This window comes from Clostridium sp. JS66, from assembly GCF_033561535.1.
GTDB classification, from domain to species: Bacteria; Bacillota; Clostridia; order Clostridiales; family Clostridiaceae; genus Clostridium_AM; species Clostridium_AM carboxidivorans.
Map to the genome: position 1 here is coordinate 4,938,181 of NZ_CP131467.1, position 19,109 is coordinate 4,957,289.

Below are 19,109 nucleotides of genomic sequence, written 5' to 3' on the forward strand. Positions count from 1 at the left end.
AACCTCCTTAAAATTCACCTTTTAAATTAACTGTTGAAATTTTTTCCCTAGGAATAGATATTTCTTCATCTTCAACCTTAATATTTAACTCTTCATTATTAAAGTTTACTAACTGACCTTCGTACTTTTTCTTTCCATTTAATAATCCGGATATATTGACTACTACATCATTTCCAGTGTATTTTTGTAAATGTTCATCTGTATGCAAAATTCTCTCTATTCCTGGTGAAGAAACTTCTAAATAATATCCTTCTTTAATAGGGTCTTTTACATCTAACATCTCACTAACTGCCCTACTTACTTTTTCACAATCCTGTAGTGATATTCCTTCATTTTCTTTATCTATATATATTCTTAAATAGTTGTCTTTTCCTTCTCTTACTAATTCCAAATAATATAAATCATAATTTAATTCAGTTACTATTGGCTTTACTAGATTTGTAAGTTCATCTATTAAAATTTTTTTATTCATCATAATCCCTCCTTATCTGTATGTTCTGCAATTTTTCATAAAAAATAACTTTTTTGTCCTAATTTAAAAACGCAACTAACGCTGCGTTTTTTACAAATAGAAAGAGCGGGCTGTAAACCCACTCTACAATTCCAATAAACTTCTGTAGATTTCCCAAATTCATTTTAACACACTGTTTTGGTTATTTCAAGAAAAAGTTAACAACTGGTATAAGCCATCTACATACTTTCAATTTCCTTTAAGAGTTCATTTACTAAATCCTTCTCGTCTACCTTTTTAATAATTTCACCCTTTTTAAATATAAGTCCTTCACCATTACCACCAGCTATACCTATATCTGCTTCCCTAGCTTCTCCTGGTCCGTTTACTACACAACCCATTACAGCTACTTTGATATTTTTATTACAATTACCTAACCTTTTTTCAACTTCTTCTGCTATTTTTATTAAATCTATTCTGGTTCTTCCACATGTAGGACAGGAAACAAACTCTATTCCTTCATTTAGATAACCTAAAGATTTTAATATCTCCCTTCCAACTTTAACTTCTTCAACAGGATTTCCTGTTAAAGAAACTCTTATAGTATCTCCTATACCTTCTGACAAAAGAGTTCCTATGCCAACGCTGGATTTAATTGTTCCTCTCCAAATAGTTCCTGCTTCAGTAACTCCAAGATGTAGTGGATAATTTACTTTTTTTGATATCATCCTGTAGCTTTCTATCATTTGAATTACATTTGAAGATTTTATAGATATAGCAATATCATCAAAATTTACACTTTCCAAAATGTTAACATGCTCTAAAGCACTTTCTACTAAAGCTTCTGCACAAACCTTACCATATTTATTTAATATGTCTTTTTGAAGAGAACCTGAATTTACTCCTATTCTTATAGGTATGTTTTTTTCCTTAGCTGCTTTAGCCACTTCTCTTACTCTATCTATACTTCCAATATTTCCAGGATTTATTCTAAGTGCTGATACTCCATTTTCTATAGATTTCAACGCTAATTTATAATCAAAATGTATATCTGATACTAAAGGAATGTTTATACTTTTAACTATTTTTTTTATAGCCTCACCAGCTTCCATATCTGGTACAGCACATCTTATTATATCACACCCAGCTTCTTGAAGTTCCTTTATTTGTTTCACTGTTTGTTCTACATTTCTAGTATCTGTATTAGTCATGGACTGAACCGCAATCTCAGAATCTCCACCAATGAAGGTATTTCCAACTTTAATTTTTTTAGTTTTTACTCTATTCATATCTTCATCTCCTACAAAAATTATAATGTAAAAAATTAAAATTGAGAATGAAGATAATCTCCATTCCCAATATAAAATTCTAATTTAAAGTACTTTGTGTATCTGTTAATTTCTTCTAAAACTTAATAGGATAAAGTATATCTTTTATAGTAACTAAAACCATCAATCCCATAAGTAATGCAAAGCCTACATAATTTATAACTCCAACTTTGTTTTGATCTACTTTTTTTCCTGTAATTAGCTCAAATAGGAATAAGAATATATATCCACCATCCAATGCTGGAATAGGTAAAAGATTAAATATTCCAAGTTGTACTGTTATATAGGCTCCAAACGCAGTAAGAGTTAAAATTCCCGCTTTAGCAGCTGCTCCTGAAAGTTTTATTATAGTTACAGGTCCACCAAAATCATTTTTGCTAACTTTTCCCTTAAAAGCAGATCCAATGAAAGAAAAAGTTTGTTTTACTAGAGAATTAGTTTCAATAAATCCATAAGATACTGATTGACCTATAGTAGGTTTTTCAATTGCCGTAGCATAAACACCAACAATAAATCTATTGTCTTTCATATCTTTTACAGGTGTTAGTTTTACATTCTTTATTTCACCGTTACGGACATAACTTATATCCATAGGTTTTCCCGCTGAAGTGTATACTTGAGTTTCAAAATCTTCCCATGTTATAATTTTTGATCCGTTAACTTTCACTATTTTATCACCAGCTTTTATTCCCATAACAGCTGCTGGTTGGTTGGGAACTACTTTATCGACTATTGGAGATAAATAACCTTTTGCCGCAGCTATAATAGCAAAAAGTACTATACCCAATATAAAATTCATTACTGGTCCTGCTAAAACAACACTAAGCTTACGAAGAGGACTTTTATTATTAAATGCTCTAGGGTCTGTGGACTCACCTTCATCTCCCAACATTTTTACATATCCACCTATAGGAAGTATCCTAATTGAATACACTGTTTCTTTTCTATTTATTTTAAATATTTGTGGTCCCATGCCTATTGCAAACTCTTCTACTTTTATACCATTTAGTTTAGCCAGTGTAAAATGACCAAGTTCATGGATTAAAATCAAGATGCCAAAAGTTATAATGGCGGCTATAATATACAAACACATTCCTCCTTTTATAGATTGCAATTATCTATAAATTATTTTTTTATTTAATATACTTTACTACTAACATATTCTTTTACTTTAGAATCTATTTCTAGTATATCTTCCAAAATATAGTTTTCCTTTGATTCAAACTTATTCATACATTCTTCTAATATGTTTCCTATATCTAAAAATCCAATTTTCTTATTTAAGAAAAGTTCTACTGCAGCTTCATTAGCAGCATTTAATATAGCTGACATCGTTCCACCTGTAATACCCGCTTCATATGCAAGTTTTAAAGGCTTAAAAGTATCTAAATCAGGCTTTTCAAAACTTAAACTTTTCAAATCATAAAAATCCAACTTTTTTATTACACATTGTTGGCGTTTTGGATAATTTAGAGCATACTGTATTGGCAATTTCATATCTGCACTAGCCAATTGTGCTATGACACTTCCATCTATATATTCAACCATGGAATGTATTATACTTTCAGGATGAACTATAACTTGAATATTATCATAATCTACATCAAAAAGCCAATGAGCCTCTATAACCTCTAATCCTTTGTTCATAAGAGTAGCTGAATCAATAGATATTTTTCTTCCCATTTTCCATCTCGGATGTTTTAATGCATTATCTACTGTAACATTTAAAAGATCTTCTTTTCTTTTTCCCCTAAATGGTCCTCCTGAAGCAGTAAGTAATATTTTGTTTACTGATGACTTATCATTGCCTTGCAAACATTGGAAAATGGCTCCATGCTCAGAATCTACAGGTAATATTCTCACTTTATGTTTTTGTGCTTCATCCATAACTAACTTGCCTGCTGCTACCAAAGTTTCTTTATTAGCTAACGCTATATCTTTACCTGCTTCAATAGCTTTTAGTGTTGGAGTTAATCCAATCATACCAACTACAGATGTAACTACCATGTCCACTTCTGGTAATGTACTTATTGTGTTTAGTCCTTCTATTCCAATTAGTATTTCCGTATTTATTCTTTTATCACTGCAATATTTTCTAACTTCATTAAAAGCATTTCTATCCATTAGTACCGCATAAAGTGGTTTAAATTCTTCAATAATATCTATTATTTTATGTGAACTTGTATTAGCTGAAACAGCTATTAATTTAAACTCTTCACTTTGTTGTCTTATAACCTGCATAGTTTGTGTTCCTATAGATCCTGTTGCTCCAAGTACAGCTATATTTTTCATGCCATCATCTCCCTACATATGTCAAACTTCCATTAAAATAAGTACTGTCAAGTAGTCTTCTTTCACATTTATCTAAACATCACTTAAATTAATTTCAATTAGTAACATGATTAACTATATCATATTTATATCTCAAAATAAAGTAATCATAAATATTGTCTACAAAATTTTAAAATATAATCCATACAAAAAGCATACTATAGTGGAATTTTAAATATTCTATAAAAATTCACACTATAGTATGCTTTATGTATTAATTTCTGTATATCAAAATTTTAATTTTTTAACATACAAAAAACTTTATTTATATGTGACTATAACATCAATATTTTTATTACATTCCTATTGCAAATGTTAAGTAATAATATACAACAACAGATGAGAATAATATGCTATCAAATCTATCTAGTATTCCGCCATGTCCAGGAATTAAATTACTATAATCTTTTACTCCTACATATCTTTTTATTGACGATGCAGTAAGATCTCCGAGCTGACAAATAGTGCCACAAAATGCACCAATAATAAAAAAGTTATAAACAGGTATATTAATTCCCTTTAAATTGAGTACTAATCCAAATATTCCACAACATATAATACTTCCTAAAATTCCACCTAATGAACCTTCTACAGTCTTCTTAGGACTTACTTTTGGACATAATTTTGTTTTACCAAAAGCCTTACCCGCATAATAGGCAAAAGTATCACAAAGCCAAGAAGCAAGAAATATGAGCCACACCAAATATTTTCCATAAGGCTTATTATCTACTAATACAATAAAGCTAAAAAATACAGCTATATACAAGAAAGCAAATATAGTTATAGACACATCTATAAAATTATATTTTAAATTCAGCACAGGTATACACATCAAAATAAAGACAGCTATTATAATCATAAAAAATGTAAGCTTTAAATTGATCTCTGCATTTAAACTTATATAATAAACTATACACAATAGATATCCTATTAAACTTATAGCATTAATATCTTTTTCTTTAACTACTTTATAAAATTCATACATTCCCAATAAAGATAAAAGCATAACTGCAAACTTTAAATATACTCCTCCTAAAAATAGAAATATAAGAAAAGGTGCTAATATAACTGCTCCAATATATCTATTATTCACGCCATCATCTCCTAAGCTATAGGTTTTTTATCCTATGACTATCAGTTCAAATAAGATTTAGATAAATTCCAAATTTTATTTTACTCCTCCAAATCTTCTATCTCTATTTTGATAATCATATATTGCTTTATGCAAATCCTTTTTTCCAAAATCAGGCCATTTTATATTTGAATACCAAAATTCTGAGTAAGCACACTGCCATAACAAAAAGTTACTGAGTCTCTGCTCACCACTTGGCCTTATTATTAAATCTGGATCAGGCATATTACTAGTATACATATATTTTGATATAACAGTTTCATCTATACATTTTTCACTCAATTTATGTGATTTTATATCCTCATATATAAGATTAAATGCACGAACTATCTCATTTCTTCCACCATAATTCAAAGCTAAATTTAAAGTTAGTCCAGTATTATTTTTTGTATTATTATAGGCATCGATTAATTCTTTTTGGCAAGCTGATGGTAATTTTGATATGTCTCCTATATGATTTATAATAACGTTATTATTATTTAATTCTTTAAATTCTTTTTTTAAATATTGAACAAGTAAATTCATAAGTGCACCAACCTCATCAGAAGGTCTTTTCCAATTTTCTGTTGAAAAAGCATACAAAGTCAAATACTTTACTCCTAAGGTACTTGCCTCCTTAACAATTTCTCTTATAGCTTCTACCCCTGCTTTATGTCCCATAGTTCTTGGAAGGTTTCTTTCCCTTGCCCATCTGCCATTTCCATCCATTATTATAGCTATATGTTTTGGAATGTTGTTCATATCAATTTCTATCTTATCATTTTCATCATTATTTTCATTATTCTTTTTAACTTTAAAAAAACTTAACATATTCTATTCTCCATTCATAAGTATAATATAACAATTAAACTTAATATGTTAATAAAAACCTGCGGATTCGCAGGTTTAAGCAATTATAATGACATAATCTCTTTTTCTTTAGCTTCCACAATTTTATCTACTTGCTTAATAAAAGCATCTGTCTTTTTTTGTATTTCGTCTTCAGCTTTTTTAATTTCATCTTCTGATATATCACTTTCTTTTTTCAATACCTTTATCTTATCATTACAATCTCTTCTAATTGATCTAACAGCAACTTTTGAATCTTCACCATCTTTTTTTATATTCTTAACAATATTCTTTCTTGTTTCTTCTGTAAGTTCTGCAATAACAAGTCTAATCATTTCACCATCACTAGATGGGTTTATTCCTAAATCTGACTTTAATATAGCTTTTTCAATAGCTTTAAACGATCCTTTATCCCAAGGTTGTATAGCAAGCACCCTTGGTTCTGGAACTGATATGTTTGCAAGCTGATTTATTGGAGTCATGGTTCCATAATACTCTGCTTCTATTTTATCCAGCATAGCAGGATTAGCTCTTCCAGCCTTCATAGAAGCTAATTCCCTTTTTAAGGCTTCAACAGTTTTATTCATTTTTTCATCTGCTTTTTTCATTATGTCTTTTATCATAGAAAATACCTCCTTATTTTGTTATTCTTTGCAAACTAATGTACCAATTTCTTCGCCTAATATAGCTTTTCTTATATTTTCTGGATTATCTAATCCAAATACTAGAATAGGAATATCATTATCCATACATAATGATGTTGCTGTAGAATCCATAACTTGTAATCCTTTTTCTAATACCTCTATGTAACTTAATTTATTGAACTTTACAGCGTCTGAATATCGATGAGGATCTTTGTCATAAACGCCATCTACTTTTTTAGCTAGAAGTATAACATCTGCTTCTATTTCAGCTGCTCTCAATGCTGCAGCAGTATCTGTTGAAAAATATGGATTTCCTGTGCCAGCACCAAAAATCACTACTCTGCTTTTTTCTAAATGTCTCATAGCTCTCCTTCTTATAAAAGGCTCTGCTACTTCTCTCATTTCTATTGCTGTTTGAACTCTTGTGTTAACTCCAATATTTTCAAGAGAATCTTGAAGTGCTAAAGCATTTATACATGTAGCAAGCATGCCCATATAATCAGCAGTGGTTCTGTCCATTCCTTCACCGCTTCTTCCTCTCCAAATGTTTCCTGCACCTACAACAGCACCTACTTCTACTCCCATGTCAACTAAAGCTTTTATTTCTTCAGCTATCTTGTTAGTAACATCGAAGTCTATTCCATAACCTTTGTCTGCTGCTAAAGCTTCTCCTGAAAGTTTCAACATTACTCTTTTATATCTAGGCTTACACATATATTATACCTCCAAATTGTAAAAAATTACATACTATTTAATTTTAAGTTTTATTTTATATGAACTTTTTAAAACTTAATAGAATCCTACCTTAAAAAAAGAGAACACGCAGTGTTCTCTTTTCAGTTACTATTTACCTTCTATCTGCTTCTGAACTTCTTCAGCAAAATTTTCTTCTTTCTTTTCTATACCTTCACCTTTTTCAAATCTTACAAAAGAAGCTATTGTTATTGGAGCTCCAACTTCTTTTGATTTTGCTTGAAGATATTTTTGAATAGTAAGGTCTGAATCTTTTACCCAAACCTGCTCTACTAAACAATTTTCTTTATAGTATTTTTGAATTCTTCCCATAACCATTTTTTCAACGATTTTTTCTGGTTTTCCTTCATTTAATGCCTGAACTCTGTATATTTCTTTTTCTTTTTCTAAAGATTCATTGTCAACTGAATCCTTATTTAAGAATAATGGATTTGTTGCAGCAACTTGCATAGCAACATCTTTAGCAATTTCTTTTAAAACTTCACTATCTTTTTCACATTCAAGTTTTACAAGAACTCCAATTCTTCCGCCACCGTGGATGTAGCTTTCAATTACTCCATTTTCAACAGAAAATTTTTCAAATCTTCTTACTGCCATATTTTCTCCAAGTTTTGCTATTAAGTCTGTTACAGCACCTTGAACTGTCTTTTCTTCATTTGCTATGTATTTTTCTTCTAAGAAGCTTTCTATTGTAGTAGCATTTGTATTAGCTGCTTGTTTTGCAACATTATCAGCAAATCCTACAAAAGCATCATTAACTGAAACAAAATCTGTTTCACAGTTAACTTCTACTATTGAAGCAAGCTTTCCATCTTCTGAAACAAAAGTTTTTACTAAACCTTCAGCAGCTATTCTTCCAGATTTTTTAGCAGCAGCTGCTAAACCTTTTTCTCTTAATATTTCAACAGCTTTTTCTGTATCTCCATTAGATTCATTTAAAGCTTTTTTGCAGTCCATCATGCCTGCTCCAGTTCTTTCTCTTAATTCTTTAACCATCTGTGCAGTTATCATTGTAAATTCCTCCTAATTCAAACTTGATTTAAAAGGTAAATGAAGAAAACTTATTTCTTCATCTACCTCCACAAATTACTCAGCTAGTTGTTCTCCCTGTCTTCCTTCTATAATAGCATCTGCCATTTTAGCTGTTATTAATTTTACAGCTCTAATTGCATCATCATTTCCTGGTATTACGTAATCAACTTCATCTGGGTCACAGTTTGTATCAACTATAGCTACTACTGGAATTCCAAGAATTTTAGCTTCTAATATAGCATTTTTTTCTTTTCTTGGATCAACAATAAATAATGCTCCTACATTTCCAGAATTCATTTCTTTTATTCCGCCTAAGTTTTTCTCTAATTTTTCTTTTTCATTCTTAAGCTTTATAACTTCTTTTTTAGGAAGAACTTCAAAAGTTCCGTCTTCTTCCATCTTTTCTAATTCTTCTAACTTTCCAATTCTAGTCTTGATTGTTGTAAAGTTAGTCATCATTCCACCAAGCCATCTATTATTAACAAAGTGCATTCCTGATCTCTTTGCTTCTTCTTGAATAGCTTCTTGAGCTTGTTTTTTAGTTCCAACAAATAGAACATCTTTTCCTTCTTCTGAAACGCTTCTTATAAAATTATAAGCTTCTTCAACCTTTTTAACTGTTTTCTGTAAGTCTATAATGTATATTCCGTTTCTTTCTGTGAATATGTATGGAGCCATTTTAGGGTTCCATCTTCTTGTTTGATGTCCAAAGTGAACACCTGCTTCTAATAATTGTTTCATTGAAATAACTGACATAAATTTTTCCCTCCTAGTTTTTACCTCCACTATCGTCATATTTATAGAACACCTTAAAACAAGGCACTATTCTATAAATTGGATAATGTGCGTATTTTCTTACCTTAGTAGTATATCACAAGCATTGACTCTATTCAACAATAAATTTTAATTTATGTACCATTTAAAGCTTATTGCTTCTGTTAAAATTATTTTCAAATTTATGAATTTTTATACCAATACACAAAATACACAAAATTTTAAATAATTCATTTATTAAACCCACATGATTTATTCATGTGGGTTTTTAAAATATTTTATTCACTATTTTATTTTCTTTAATTCGTCTAATAACTTTTCATTAAGTATTCTTATGTGTGTTCCCTTCATACCTAATGATCTTGATTCAATAACTCCAGCACTTTCAAATTTTCTTAGTGCATTTACTATTACAGATCTAGTAATTCCAACTTTATCTGCTATTTTAGAAGCAACAAGTAACCCTTCGCTGCCATCTAATTCATTAAATATATGTTCTACAGCTTCTAATTCTGAATAAGAAAGTGTACCTATTGCAAGTTGTACTACTGCCTTTTTTCTTGCTTCTTCTTCTATTTCATCGTGTTTAGCTCTTAGTATTTCAAGGCCTATGATGGTAGCACTATATTCAGATAATATTAAATCTTCATCTGTAAAGTTTTCATCAAACCTTGCAAGCATCAATGTACCTAATCTCTCCCTATTCCCATTTATAGGTACTATAGTTGTTAGCTTATTTTTTATGGCACAAGGTTCACTTTCATCATAAACACAAATACCATGGTTAGTTAAATTTGAAAGTGTTTCATGAATATTAAGTAATTTGTTATTGTATCCTTCTGGAAATCTCATTTCACTTAAAACTTTCTCTTTAACTGTTTCACATTCAAAACCTGTTGAAAAGTTATATCCAAGTACTTTTCCTTTTCTGCTTATTATATAAACATTACAAGATAACACTTCACTTAATAAGTTGCATATGTCATCAAAAACAACTGGTTCTGTTCCTGATTTTTGTAATATTTTATTTAACATTCTTGTTTTATTTAACAATGATGTCATTTGTATTCCTCCTTTTTTATTTTTATACTAGTCCTAACCATTATTACTTATACATCTATCTGTGCTCAATTTAATTATATGAATTTTTTTCTTCAATTATTAAAGACTTAAACAAATATGAGTTATTGTATTAATAATTTAGACTTTTTAAAATATTTAGAATTATTGTCCATTCTCTAATCATGATAACATAATAATTATTACTTTTCAACATCAATTTTATAAATTTCGACATTTTAGTTAATAACCTTTATTTATTTTCACTATTGCTCTGATTCTCTGCTATATCTTCTATATTCTTGCATTCATTATTAGAACACTGCAAATAATCACCTTTACTCTTACTATGTTTTTTTACCATATAATTTCCACAAACAGAGCACTTTTGGGAAACAGGCTCAAGCCAACTTACAAAATCACAATCTGGATAATTGCTGCATCCATAGAATTTTCTTCCTTTTTTACTTCTTTTAATTAAAATATTTCCACCACATTTAGGACATTTTACATCTAATTCCTCCACTATGGCTTTAGTGTTTTTACAATCAGGATAACCAGGACATGCAAGAAAATCTCCAAATCTACCATGTTTTATAACCATGAATTTTCCACACTTTTCACATTTTATATCTGTAACTTTATCTTCTATAGTAACTTTAGCTACTTCTTTTTCAGCTATATCTATAGCATCCTTTAATGGAGTAAAAAACTCATTTACTACTGTATTCCAATTTTGTTTTCCTTCTTCAACATAATCTAGCTTTTCTTCCATCTCTGCTGTAAATTCTTCATCTACTATCTGTTTAAAATACTCACTAACTATATTGTTTACTATATAGCCAAGTTCCGTTGGTTTTAAAGTCTTCTTCTCACGTTCCACATATTTTCTATCCAATAGTGTAGATATAATTGGAGCATAAGTACTTGGTCTTCCTATACCTTTTTCTTCTAGGGTTTTTACAACAGTAGCTTCTGAATACCTAGCTGGCGGTTGAGTGAAGTGTTGTTTACCTTCTATATTCTTTTTTTGAAGCAATTCGCCCTCTTCTAGTAAAGGTAAATTTATATCTTCTTTTTCTTCTTCTGTTGCATATTCATATACTTTCATAAATCCATCGAATTTCACTAAAGAACCACTTGCCTTAAGTAAATACTTACCATTTTCTATGCTAACAGATGTAATATCCATTATACAAGAAGACATTTGACTTGCTACAAATCTATTCCATATCAATGTATATAATTTATATTGCTCATCCTTTAAACTTTCTTTAGCAATTTGAGGAGTTATCTCAACATTAGTTGGTCTTATTGCTTCATGTGCATCCTGTGCATTTTTCTTTCCTTTAAACACTCTAGGTTGTTTTGGCACATAGTTTTCACCAAAGCTTTTATTAATAAAATTCTTACAAGCTTCTTGTGCTTCATCAGCTATTCTAACTGAATCTGTTCTCATATATGTTATAAGACCCACTGTCCCATAACCTTTTATGTCAATACCTTCATACAATTGCTGTGCTATTGACATAGTTCTTTTAGTTGCAAAATTTAACTTTTTATAAGCATCCTGCTGCAAAGTACTGGTTGTAAATGGAGCTAATGGATTTTTATTTTTTGACGTTTTCTTAATACCCTTAACTAGAAATTCTCCACCATTAAGCTCTTCTATTACTTTATCAACTTCTTCTTTTGTTCCTATTTCTATTTTTTTCTTGTTAAAAGTACTTAATTTAACTTTAAAAGATTTTTTAGTTTTATTTTTAGTTAATTCACATTCTACAGTCCAGTATTCTTTTGCTACAAAGTTTTCTATTTCCTTTTCTCTATCACATACCATTTTTAAAGTAACAGATTGAACTCTTCCTGCACTTAATCCCCACTTTACTTTTCTCCATAAAATTGGGCTTATTTTGTATCCAACCAATCTGTCTAAAACTCTTCTTGCCTGCTGCGCATTAACTAAATCCACATTTATTTTTCTTGGCTCTTTAATTGCACTTTTTATAGCATTTTTTGTTATCTCATGAAATTCTATTCTACACTTATCATCTTCGTCTAATTTAAGTACGTGGGATAAATGCCATGAAATAGCTTCTCCTTCTCTATCAGGGTCGGTTGCAAGGTATATTTTGTCACTTTTTTTTGCTTCCTTTTTTAATTTATCTAATAATTCCCCTTTACCTCTTATAGTTATATATTTAGGATTATAATTATTATCTATATCAACTCCCAATTGACTTTTGGGAAGATCCCTTACATGTCCCATAGATGCCTCTACTATATAGTTTTTACCTAAATATTTTCCTATAGTCTTGGCTTTTGCCGGTGATTCTACTATAACTAATTTTTGTCCCATTTTGTGCTCCGATGAATTATTTTACACCAGAGTTTTCACACCCCCTCGTTTTGAACTACACTTATATTGCTTATTTTCTTTACATTTACTAAATACTATTCCCTATCTAAATAAATATACCTGATTTTGCTACATTAATGTTTTTACAGCGCTTTATTTATCCTAGCATAATAATTTCCCGAAATACATATTACTTCATCTCTAAGCTGCAATTCAAATAATACCTCATATAATTGTTTTATGTCAACATTAGTTCTTTCAAATATATCGTCTATATGAGCCGGAGTATCAGTTATGCTATCATAAATTTTTTTTTCTATACTTGTCATTTCTTTCAATTTTTTAGAGTTTTGACGTACATATTTCATATTTAATATTTGAAATAAATCTTCAAAACCAGTAAATATGTACGCTCCATCTCTAATCAATTTATTAGTTCCTTTACTTTGATCTGAAAAGATTGTTCCCGGAACAGCTACAACGTCCTTTCCTTGATCTAAAGCCAATTCTGCAGTTATAAGGGATCCACTTTTTTCTCCAGCTTCAACTACAATTATCAAATCGCTAAGGCCACTTATTATTCTGTTTCTTATTGGAAAATTTCTTGATAATGGCTTTGTTCCTGGTAAAAATTCCGATAATACACAACCGTTTTCTGAAATTTTATCGTATATTTTTTTATTTTCTTTAGGATATACTACATCTATTCCAGATCCCAATACCGCACAAGTATATCCTCTCTGCTTTAAACATGCTTTGTGAGCAAAGCTATCTATACCTCTAGCCATGCCACTCACTATATTCATTCCATCTATGGAAAGTTCCTTACTTATGATTTCTGCAACATTTTCTCCATAAACACTGCAATTTCTAGAACCTACAATTCCAACTGATAATTTTTTACTTACACCATTTATATCGCCTTTATAAAAAATTATTGCAGGTGCATCTATGATATTTTTTAAATTTTTAGGATATACTTTTTCATTAAAAACTACAGTTCCAATCCCTTTACTTGAAAGATATGTATATAAAGATTCTAACTGAACTTTATCCCATGCTTTTTTTAAATAATATCTAATTTTTTCATTAATAGTTATACTATCTTTTACATAGAAGGTATAATTCCATAGCTGTTCAGTATTTATCATATTTTTTAATAGTAACAGCTTTATTCTATTTGATAATTGTATAGAACTAAACCATAAATCATAAATATTCATTTTGGTCCCCTTTCAAAAACATATAATTAATATGTAAAATTGTTGTCATAATTCTTGTTTTTTATTCACAAAAATCTATAAAAACATTTTTATTCATATTTTTTTATTTATATGTTATATTATTATTTGTTTGAAACAATTATTTATCCGACCGCTACCATTGCTAATCCAGCCACTTCTTCAAGTGGTGGATAAGCACTGCTACGCGCCTGGATAAGTTCTTCTAAGACTCAGATGGAGAGAGGTATTCCTCACAGGCAAACTTCACCTGAGTCTAAGAATTACTTGATGAAGGTTTTGTATTAAGGAAGGAGATTTTTACTTTGGAAAAATTAACTATATTAGGTACAGGTTCTGCTATGGTTACAAAATGTTATAATACATGTTTTACTCTTTCAAATGACAAAGAACATTTTCTAATAGATACTGGTGGTGGTAATACTATTTTATCCAATTTAGAAAGTACCAATATATCTATTGATAATATCCACCATGTTTTTATATCTCATAGTCATAATGATCACATAACAGGTATTATTTGGATTATAAGAGCTGTGGCTCAAAAAATTTTAAATGAAAGCTACCAAAATAATTTATACATATATGCTCATAAAGAAGTAATAAAAGTAATACGAACTATTTGCGATTTACTTCTTCAAAAGAAATTTACAAACTTTATAGATAATAGAATCCTCTTTAAAGAAATAGAAAATAATAGTTTTTTTAAAATACTCAATTGGGATGTAAACTTTTTTGACATTGGAAGTAACAAGCAGTTACAATTTGGCTTCAATTTAAATTTGGAAAATGGAAAAAACTTAACCTTCTTAGGTGATGAACCTTATAAGGACCCACTCTTCAAATATGCTTATAAAGTTGACTACTTATTGCATGAAGCTTTTTGTTTATATTCCCAAAAGCATATATTCAAACCTTATGAAAAATTTCATTCAACAGTAAAAGATGCTTGTGAAAATGCCTCTAAATTAAATGTTAAAAATGTGATTTTATATCATTCTGAGGATAAAAATCTTATGAACAAAAAAGAACTTTATACAGAAGAAGGTAAAAAATTTTTTAGTGGAAATATATTAGTACCTAACGATCTAGAAATAATAAATCTTTAAGGAGGGTTAACCATGGAGAAATTGTTATTTGGTATATCTGGTACACCTATTGGAGATGGAAGTAAAAAATTTAATTATGAATCAAGCATAATTTATTTAAAATCTATAGGTTTAGATGCAATAGAACTACCTTTTGTACGATCTGTAAATGTTACAGATAAAAATAAAGATAAAATATTAAAAGCAAAAATAGATAATGATTTTTATCTTTCTGCTCACGGTTCCTATTACATAAATTTAAATGCTGATGAAAAAGAAAAGCAAGAACAATCTATGGAAAGAATAGTTAAAGGTGCCCAAGGTCTATTAAAAGTTGAAGGTAAAAGTCTAATTTTTCATCCAGGTTTCTATTTAAAGGACTCAAAAGAAGAAACCTTTAATACCATAAAAAATAATTTAACCAAGTTGCCTTATTTAGGTGTAGATTATAGGTTAGAAACCACCGGTAAAGGTACTCAATTTGGTGATTTGAAAGAATTAGTTTCTCTATGTAAAGAAATCAATCACTGCAAATTGTGCATAGATTTTTCACATATTCATGCTAGATTTAATGGAATTTTAAAAGACTATGAAGGTTTTGAATCTATTCTTAAATACATTGAAGATGAATTAGGAAGAAGTGCTTTAGAAGATATCCATATCCATTTATCTGGCATAAATTATACTGCAAAGGGGGAAAGAACCCATCTTCCACTTCAAGAAAGTGATTTTAATTATGCGGCTTGCTTAAAGGCCTTAAAAAAATTTGATGTAAAAGGCTGTATCATATGCGAAAGCCCTATTTTAGAAAAGGATGCCCTTCTGCTTAAAGAAATGTATAATAGTTTTTAAAATAAGCATAATGCGAAGCAAAGCTTCGTATTATGCTTATGCTATAAATTAAATTATTTCCTTATTTAAAAATTTTCTATACTGAAGCGCTTCTATAATATGAATTTCTTTAATAGATTCACTTTCATCTAAATCCGCTATAGTTCTAGCTACTTTTAAAATTCTGGTATAAGCTCTTGTACTCAAAGCGTACTTATTGTAAATTTTCTCTATTATTTTACTGGATTTATTATCTAACTTACAATACTTTCTTATTAGCTTGCTACTCATTTGGGAATTGCAAAATATATTCTCATTTTTAAATCTATTTTGCTGTATTTTCCTGCATTTTTGTATTCTATTTCTTATGACTTCAGATGATTCACCTTTAGGTTTATTTTTTAATTCCTCATAAGATAAGGACTTTACAAAAGTAAATATATCTATTCTATCAAGCATAGGTCCAGATAACTTATGCATATACCTTTTTCTCTCGTATTCACTACAAACACACTGCTTATCTGATCCATAGAATCCACACGGACATGGATTCATGGAAAATATAGTCATGCAATTACAAGGATATGATACGGTTCCAGAAGCTCTGCATATTTTTACTGTTCTATCTTCAAGAGGTTGCCTTAAAACCTCTAAAACATATTTTTTAAATTCCAGAACTTCATCTAGAAATAAAACACCATTATGTGCAAGCGATACTTCTCCTGGCATAAGTTTTCTCCCTCCACCAACTAAAGCAGCACATGTGGTTGTATGATGAGGATTTCTAAAGGGTCTTTCTCTTACTAACCCTTTAGCATCTTTCAAATTTCCAGAAACACTATAAATTTTAGTTACCTCTAATGCTTCTTCATAATTTAAAGGAGGGAGTATACTTGGTATTCTCTGTGCAATCATAGTTTTTCCAGAACCAGGTGGACCTATCATAAGTAAATTGTGATTTCCAGCTGCAGCAACTTCTACAGCTCTTTTACAGCTTTCTTGACCTAGTATATCCTCAAAATTTAATAAACTTTTTCTATTGTAACCTATACTTTTATATTCATATGGTACTAAGTCCCTATACTTAATATATCCTATAACTTCTTTCAAATTACTAAATGGATATACATTGCTTTTTTTAACTACTGAACACTCTTCCGCATTTTCCATTGGCAAGATAAAACTATATATATTATTTTTTAACCCTTCAATTGCAATAGGTAATATTCCTTTAACCTTTTTCAATTGTCCTGAAAGGGACAGTTCACCCATTATGAGAAAATTCTCAGTATCTTCAAAATTTATCTGTTCTGTAGCTGCTAAAATACCTATCGCTATAGGCAAATCAAATAGAGCTCCTTCCTTTTTTATATCTGCAGGAGCTAAATTAACAGTTATTCTATTTACCGGGAAATCAAAGCCTGAATTTACTATTGCAGCTCTTACTCTATCCTTAGATTCTTTAACAGAAGTATCAGCAAGTCCAACTATATTAAAACACGGCATTCCTCTTGCAATATCTACCTCTACAGACACTACTACACCTTCTATACCAGTAAATGTGGCAGAATTTATTTTAATTGTCATTGGATATCACCTCAGCTTAATTATTAACATCGATATCCATTTATATTCATTTTTTCAATGTATAATCTTTACTGTAAAGATTATATTTACAACACTAATTAATATTGTTAAAATTAATATATATTAATTTGTTAAGTGGTTTGTAAATTTATATAAAGTTTACTTATGTATCTTAATGAATTAATTTTTCACATCAACAAATATAATCATTTTACAGCATTTAAAAATTTAAACTCTTTTCATTAATATTTGCACTTTTATATGGATTTTTATGAATTTATTGGTTAAAATGAACAATATAATATATTTTTCGAAAGGAGCAAATTTATGCATTCTTTTAACAAGGAAATAGGTTTCCTGGGCGAAGATATTGCTGACAATTATCTAAGACAAATTGGTTACACCATATTAGACAGAAATTTTAGATGTAAAATAGGTGAAATAGATATAATTGGACGTGATGGCAATTATATTTGCTTCATAGAAGTAAAAACTAGATATGGTTCATTATATGGTAATCCTTGCGAAGCTGTAACTTATTCTAAGCAGCACAAAATATATAAAACTGCAGAAATTTATATAATGAAAAAGAAGCTTTTTAAATTTAACTTTAGATTTGATGTTATAGAAATTATATTAAACAATTCTAATAACATCCCATCTATAAGACTTATTAAAGATGCTTTTCAAATGTAAAAAAGCATATGATAAAATTCATATGCTTAATATTGTTTACAACCTTTATGTTTTTATAAACGTGGAGAATAATTTTTTGTTTCAAATATTAGATTATGCAATTATGTGGTAAAATATTTTTTAGAAAGCTTTTTCTATGTATTTTGCAAATTCCATATTTCTTTATGGCCTCAATATGTTCTTCTGTGCCATAACCTGAATTTCTTTCAAATCCGTACTGCGGATATATCTTAGCATATTCCTGCATTAAATTATCCCTATAAACTTTTGCTATTATAGATGCACATGCTATACTAGCACTTTTAGCATCTCCTTTTATTACAAATTCATTTTCTATATTTAAATTTTTTACAGCATAACCATCTGAAAGCACTAAATCCGGTGCAATCTTTAATCCAGAAGCTGCTCTTCTAAGCACTTCATTATTGCACCATGCTATTCCTCTTTCATCTATTTCTGCATTATTTATAACCGAAATATTATAACTTATAGATTTAGCTTTTATAAGTTTTGACAGTCTTTCTCTAGTATCATGTGAAAGCTTTTTAGAATCTTTAATGCCAAGTAATAGATCTTTGAAATCGTGAGACCTTAAATTTAAAACTACTGAACCAGCTGCTATTGGTCCTGCCAAAGGTCCTCTACCTACTTCATCTACTCCAGCTATATATACATAATTTCCAAAATTCTTATCAAAGCTATACATAGATTTAACCCTAATCAATTCATTTTCCTGTTTAACTGAAAATTTACTTAAACTTTGTGCCAAAAGCTGTACATTTTTCCTGCCATCTCTATTTAGACATTCTAGTACTTTGCCTAATCTATCTTTTTCAATATGGAAATAGTTTTTCTTCAAATAGTCAGTATAAAACTTAATATCCTTCATTTTTAAATTACTAATTTCCGTAAATATCTTTTGTTCTATACCATAAAATTCATTATGATTATCTTGTATGCTCTCATTCATAATTG

18 protein-coding genes are annotated in these 19,109 nt (G+C 29.3%); 3 read left to right on the top strand and 15 right to left on the bottom strand.

Going from position 1 to position 19,109, the window contains the following annotated elements; translation table 11 throughout:
• Window positions 1-7: 7 nt before the first annotated feature.
• From rimP to dprA, 13 genes are all read right to left on the bottom strand, one after another.
• The gene (rimP, locus tag Q6H37_RS22735; protein WP_007060076.1) at window positions 8-472 is read right to left on the bottom strand and encodes a ribosome maturation factor RimP; all 465 of its coding nucleotides are present in this window, start codon (window positions 470-472) and stop codon (window positions 8-10) included.
• A 218-nt stretch (window positions 473-690) separates the two neighbouring features.
• Window positions 691-1,740: a flavodoxin-dependent (E)-4-hydroxy-3-methylbut-2-enyl-diphosphate synthase gene (gene ispG, locus Q6H37_RS22740; protein WP_318736821.1), complete on the bottom strand. Its 1,050-nt coding sequence runs from the start codon at window positions 1,738-1,740 to the stop codon at window positions 691-693.
• A 115-nt stretch (window positions 1,741-1,855) separates the two neighbouring features.
• The gene (gene rseP / locus Q6H37_RS22745; protein ID WP_318736822.1) at window positions 1,856-2,866 is read right to left on the bottom strand and encodes an RIP metalloprotease RseP; all 1,011 of its coding nucleotides are present in this window, start codon (window positions 2,864-2,866) and stop codon (window positions 1,856-1,858) included.
• 50 nt (window positions 2,867-2,916) lie between these two features.
• Window positions 2,917-4,071, bottom strand: coding sequence for a 1-deoxy-D-xylulose-5-phosphate reductoisomerase (dxr, locus tag Q6H37_RS22750; protein WP_318736823.1), 1,155 nt, complete (start codon window positions 4,069-4,071; stop codon window positions 2,917-2,919).
• Window positions 4,072-4,405: 334 nt separating this feature from the next.
• The gene (locus Q6H37_RS22755; RefSeq protein WP_318736825.1) at window positions 4,406-5,203 is read right to left on the bottom strand and encodes a phosphatidate cytidylyltransferase; all 798 of its coding nucleotides are present in this window, start codon (window positions 5,201-5,203) and stop codon (window positions 4,406-4,408) included.
• Between the two features lie 75 nt (window positions 5,204-5,278).
• Window positions 5,279-5,983 (bottom strand): isoprenyl transferase, encoded by a 705-nt coding sequence (locus Q6H37_RS22760; RefSeq protein ID WP_318743126.1) that lies wholly within the window; start codon window positions 5,981-5,983, stop codon window positions 5,279-5,281.
• A gap of 152 nt (window positions 5,984-6,135) precedes the next feature.
• The gene (frr, locus tag Q6H37_RS22765) at window positions 6,136-6,693 is read right to left on the bottom strand and encodes a ribosome recycling factor (protein ID WP_007060082.1); all 558 of its coding nucleotides are present in this window, start codon (window positions 6,691-6,693) and stop codon (window positions 6,136-6,138) included.
• A 21-nt stretch (window positions 6,694-6,714) separates the two neighbouring features.
• The gene (pyrH, locus tag Q6H37_RS22770; protein WP_007060083.1) at window positions 6,715-7,428 is read right to left on the bottom strand and encodes a UMP kinase; all 714 of its coding nucleotides are present in this window, start codon (window positions 7,426-7,428) and stop codon (window positions 6,715-6,717) included.
• A 129-nt stretch (window positions 7,429-7,557) separates the two neighbouring features.
• Complete coding sequence (gene tsf, locus Q6H37_RS22775; protein WP_318736828.1) at window positions 7,558-8,478, bottom strand: translation elongation factor Ts; 921 nt, start codon at window positions 8,476-8,478, stop codon at window positions 7,558-7,560.
• 75 nt (window positions 8,479-8,553) lie between these two features.
• Complete coding sequence (gene rpsB / locus Q6H37_RS22780) at window positions 8,554-9,255, bottom strand: 30S ribosomal protein S2 (protein ID WP_048029810.1); 702 nt, start codon at window positions 9,253-9,255, stop codon at window positions 8,554-8,556.
• Window positions 9,256-9,558: 303 nt separating this feature from the next.
• The gene (gene codY / locus Q6H37_RS22785; protein WP_007060087.1) at window positions 9,559-10,335 is read right to left on the bottom strand and encodes a GTP-sensing pleiotropic transcriptional regulator CodY; all 777 of its coding nucleotides are present in this window, start codon (window positions 10,333-10,335) and stop codon (window positions 9,559-9,561) included.
• 250 nt (window positions 10,336-10,585) lie between these two features.
• Complete coding sequence (gene topA, locus Q6H37_RS22790; RefSeq protein WP_318736829.1) at window positions 10,586-12,691, bottom strand: type I DNA topoisomerase; 2,106 nt, start codon at window positions 12,689-12,691, stop codon at window positions 10,586-10,588.
• A gap of 143 nt (window positions 12,692-12,834) precedes the next feature.
• Window positions 12,835-13,914, bottom strand: coding sequence for a DNA-processing protein DprA (dprA, locus tag Q6H37_RS22795; RefSeq protein ID WP_318736831.1), 1,080 nt, complete (start codon window positions 13,912-13,914; stop codon window positions 12,835-12,837).
• 323 nt (window positions 13,915-14,237) lie between these two features.
• Here dprA and Q6H37_RS22800 point away from each other — a divergent pair, with 323 nt between their 5' ends.
• A complete protein-coding gene (locus Q6H37_RS22800; protein ID WP_318736833.1) occupies window positions 14,238-15,041 on the top strand; it encodes an MBL fold metallo-hydrolase in 804 nt (267 codons plus the stop codon).
• A gap of 12 nt (window positions 15,042-15,053) precedes the next feature.
• Window positions 15,054-15,872 (top strand): TIM barrel protein, encoded by an 819-nt coding sequence (locus tag Q6H37_RS22805; protein WP_318736835.1) that lies wholly within the window; start codon window positions 15,054-15,056, stop codon window positions 15,870-15,872.
• Between the two features lie 48 nt (window positions 15,873-15,920).
• Here Q6H37_RS22805 and Q6H37_RS22810 read toward each other — a convergent pair whose 3' ends face one another.
• Window positions 15,921-17,438, bottom strand: coding sequence for a YifB family Mg chelatase-like AAA ATPase (locus Q6H37_RS22810; RefSeq protein ID WP_318736837.1), 1,518 nt, complete (start codon window positions 17,436-17,438; stop codon window positions 15,921-15,923).
• Window positions 17,439-17,765: 327 nt separating this feature from the next.
• On the opposite strand from Q6H37_RS22810, the gene Q6H37_RS22815 reads away from it, so the two are divergent.
• Entirely contained in the window at window positions 17,766-18,134 is a 369-nt protein-coding gene (locus Q6H37_RS22815) for a YraN family protein (RefSeq protein WP_318736839.1), read from the top strand.
• Between the two features lie 88 nt (window positions 18,135-18,222).
• Here Q6H37_RS22815 and Q6H37_RS22820 read toward each other — a convergent pair whose 3' ends face one another.
• Window positions 18,223-19,023: a ribonuclease HII gene (locus Q6H37_RS22820; RefSeq protein WP_318743128.1), complete on the bottom strand. Its 801-nt coding sequence runs from the start codon at window positions 19,021-19,023 to the stop codon at window positions 18,223-18,225.
• Window positions 19,024-19,109 lie beyond the last annotated feature (86 nt).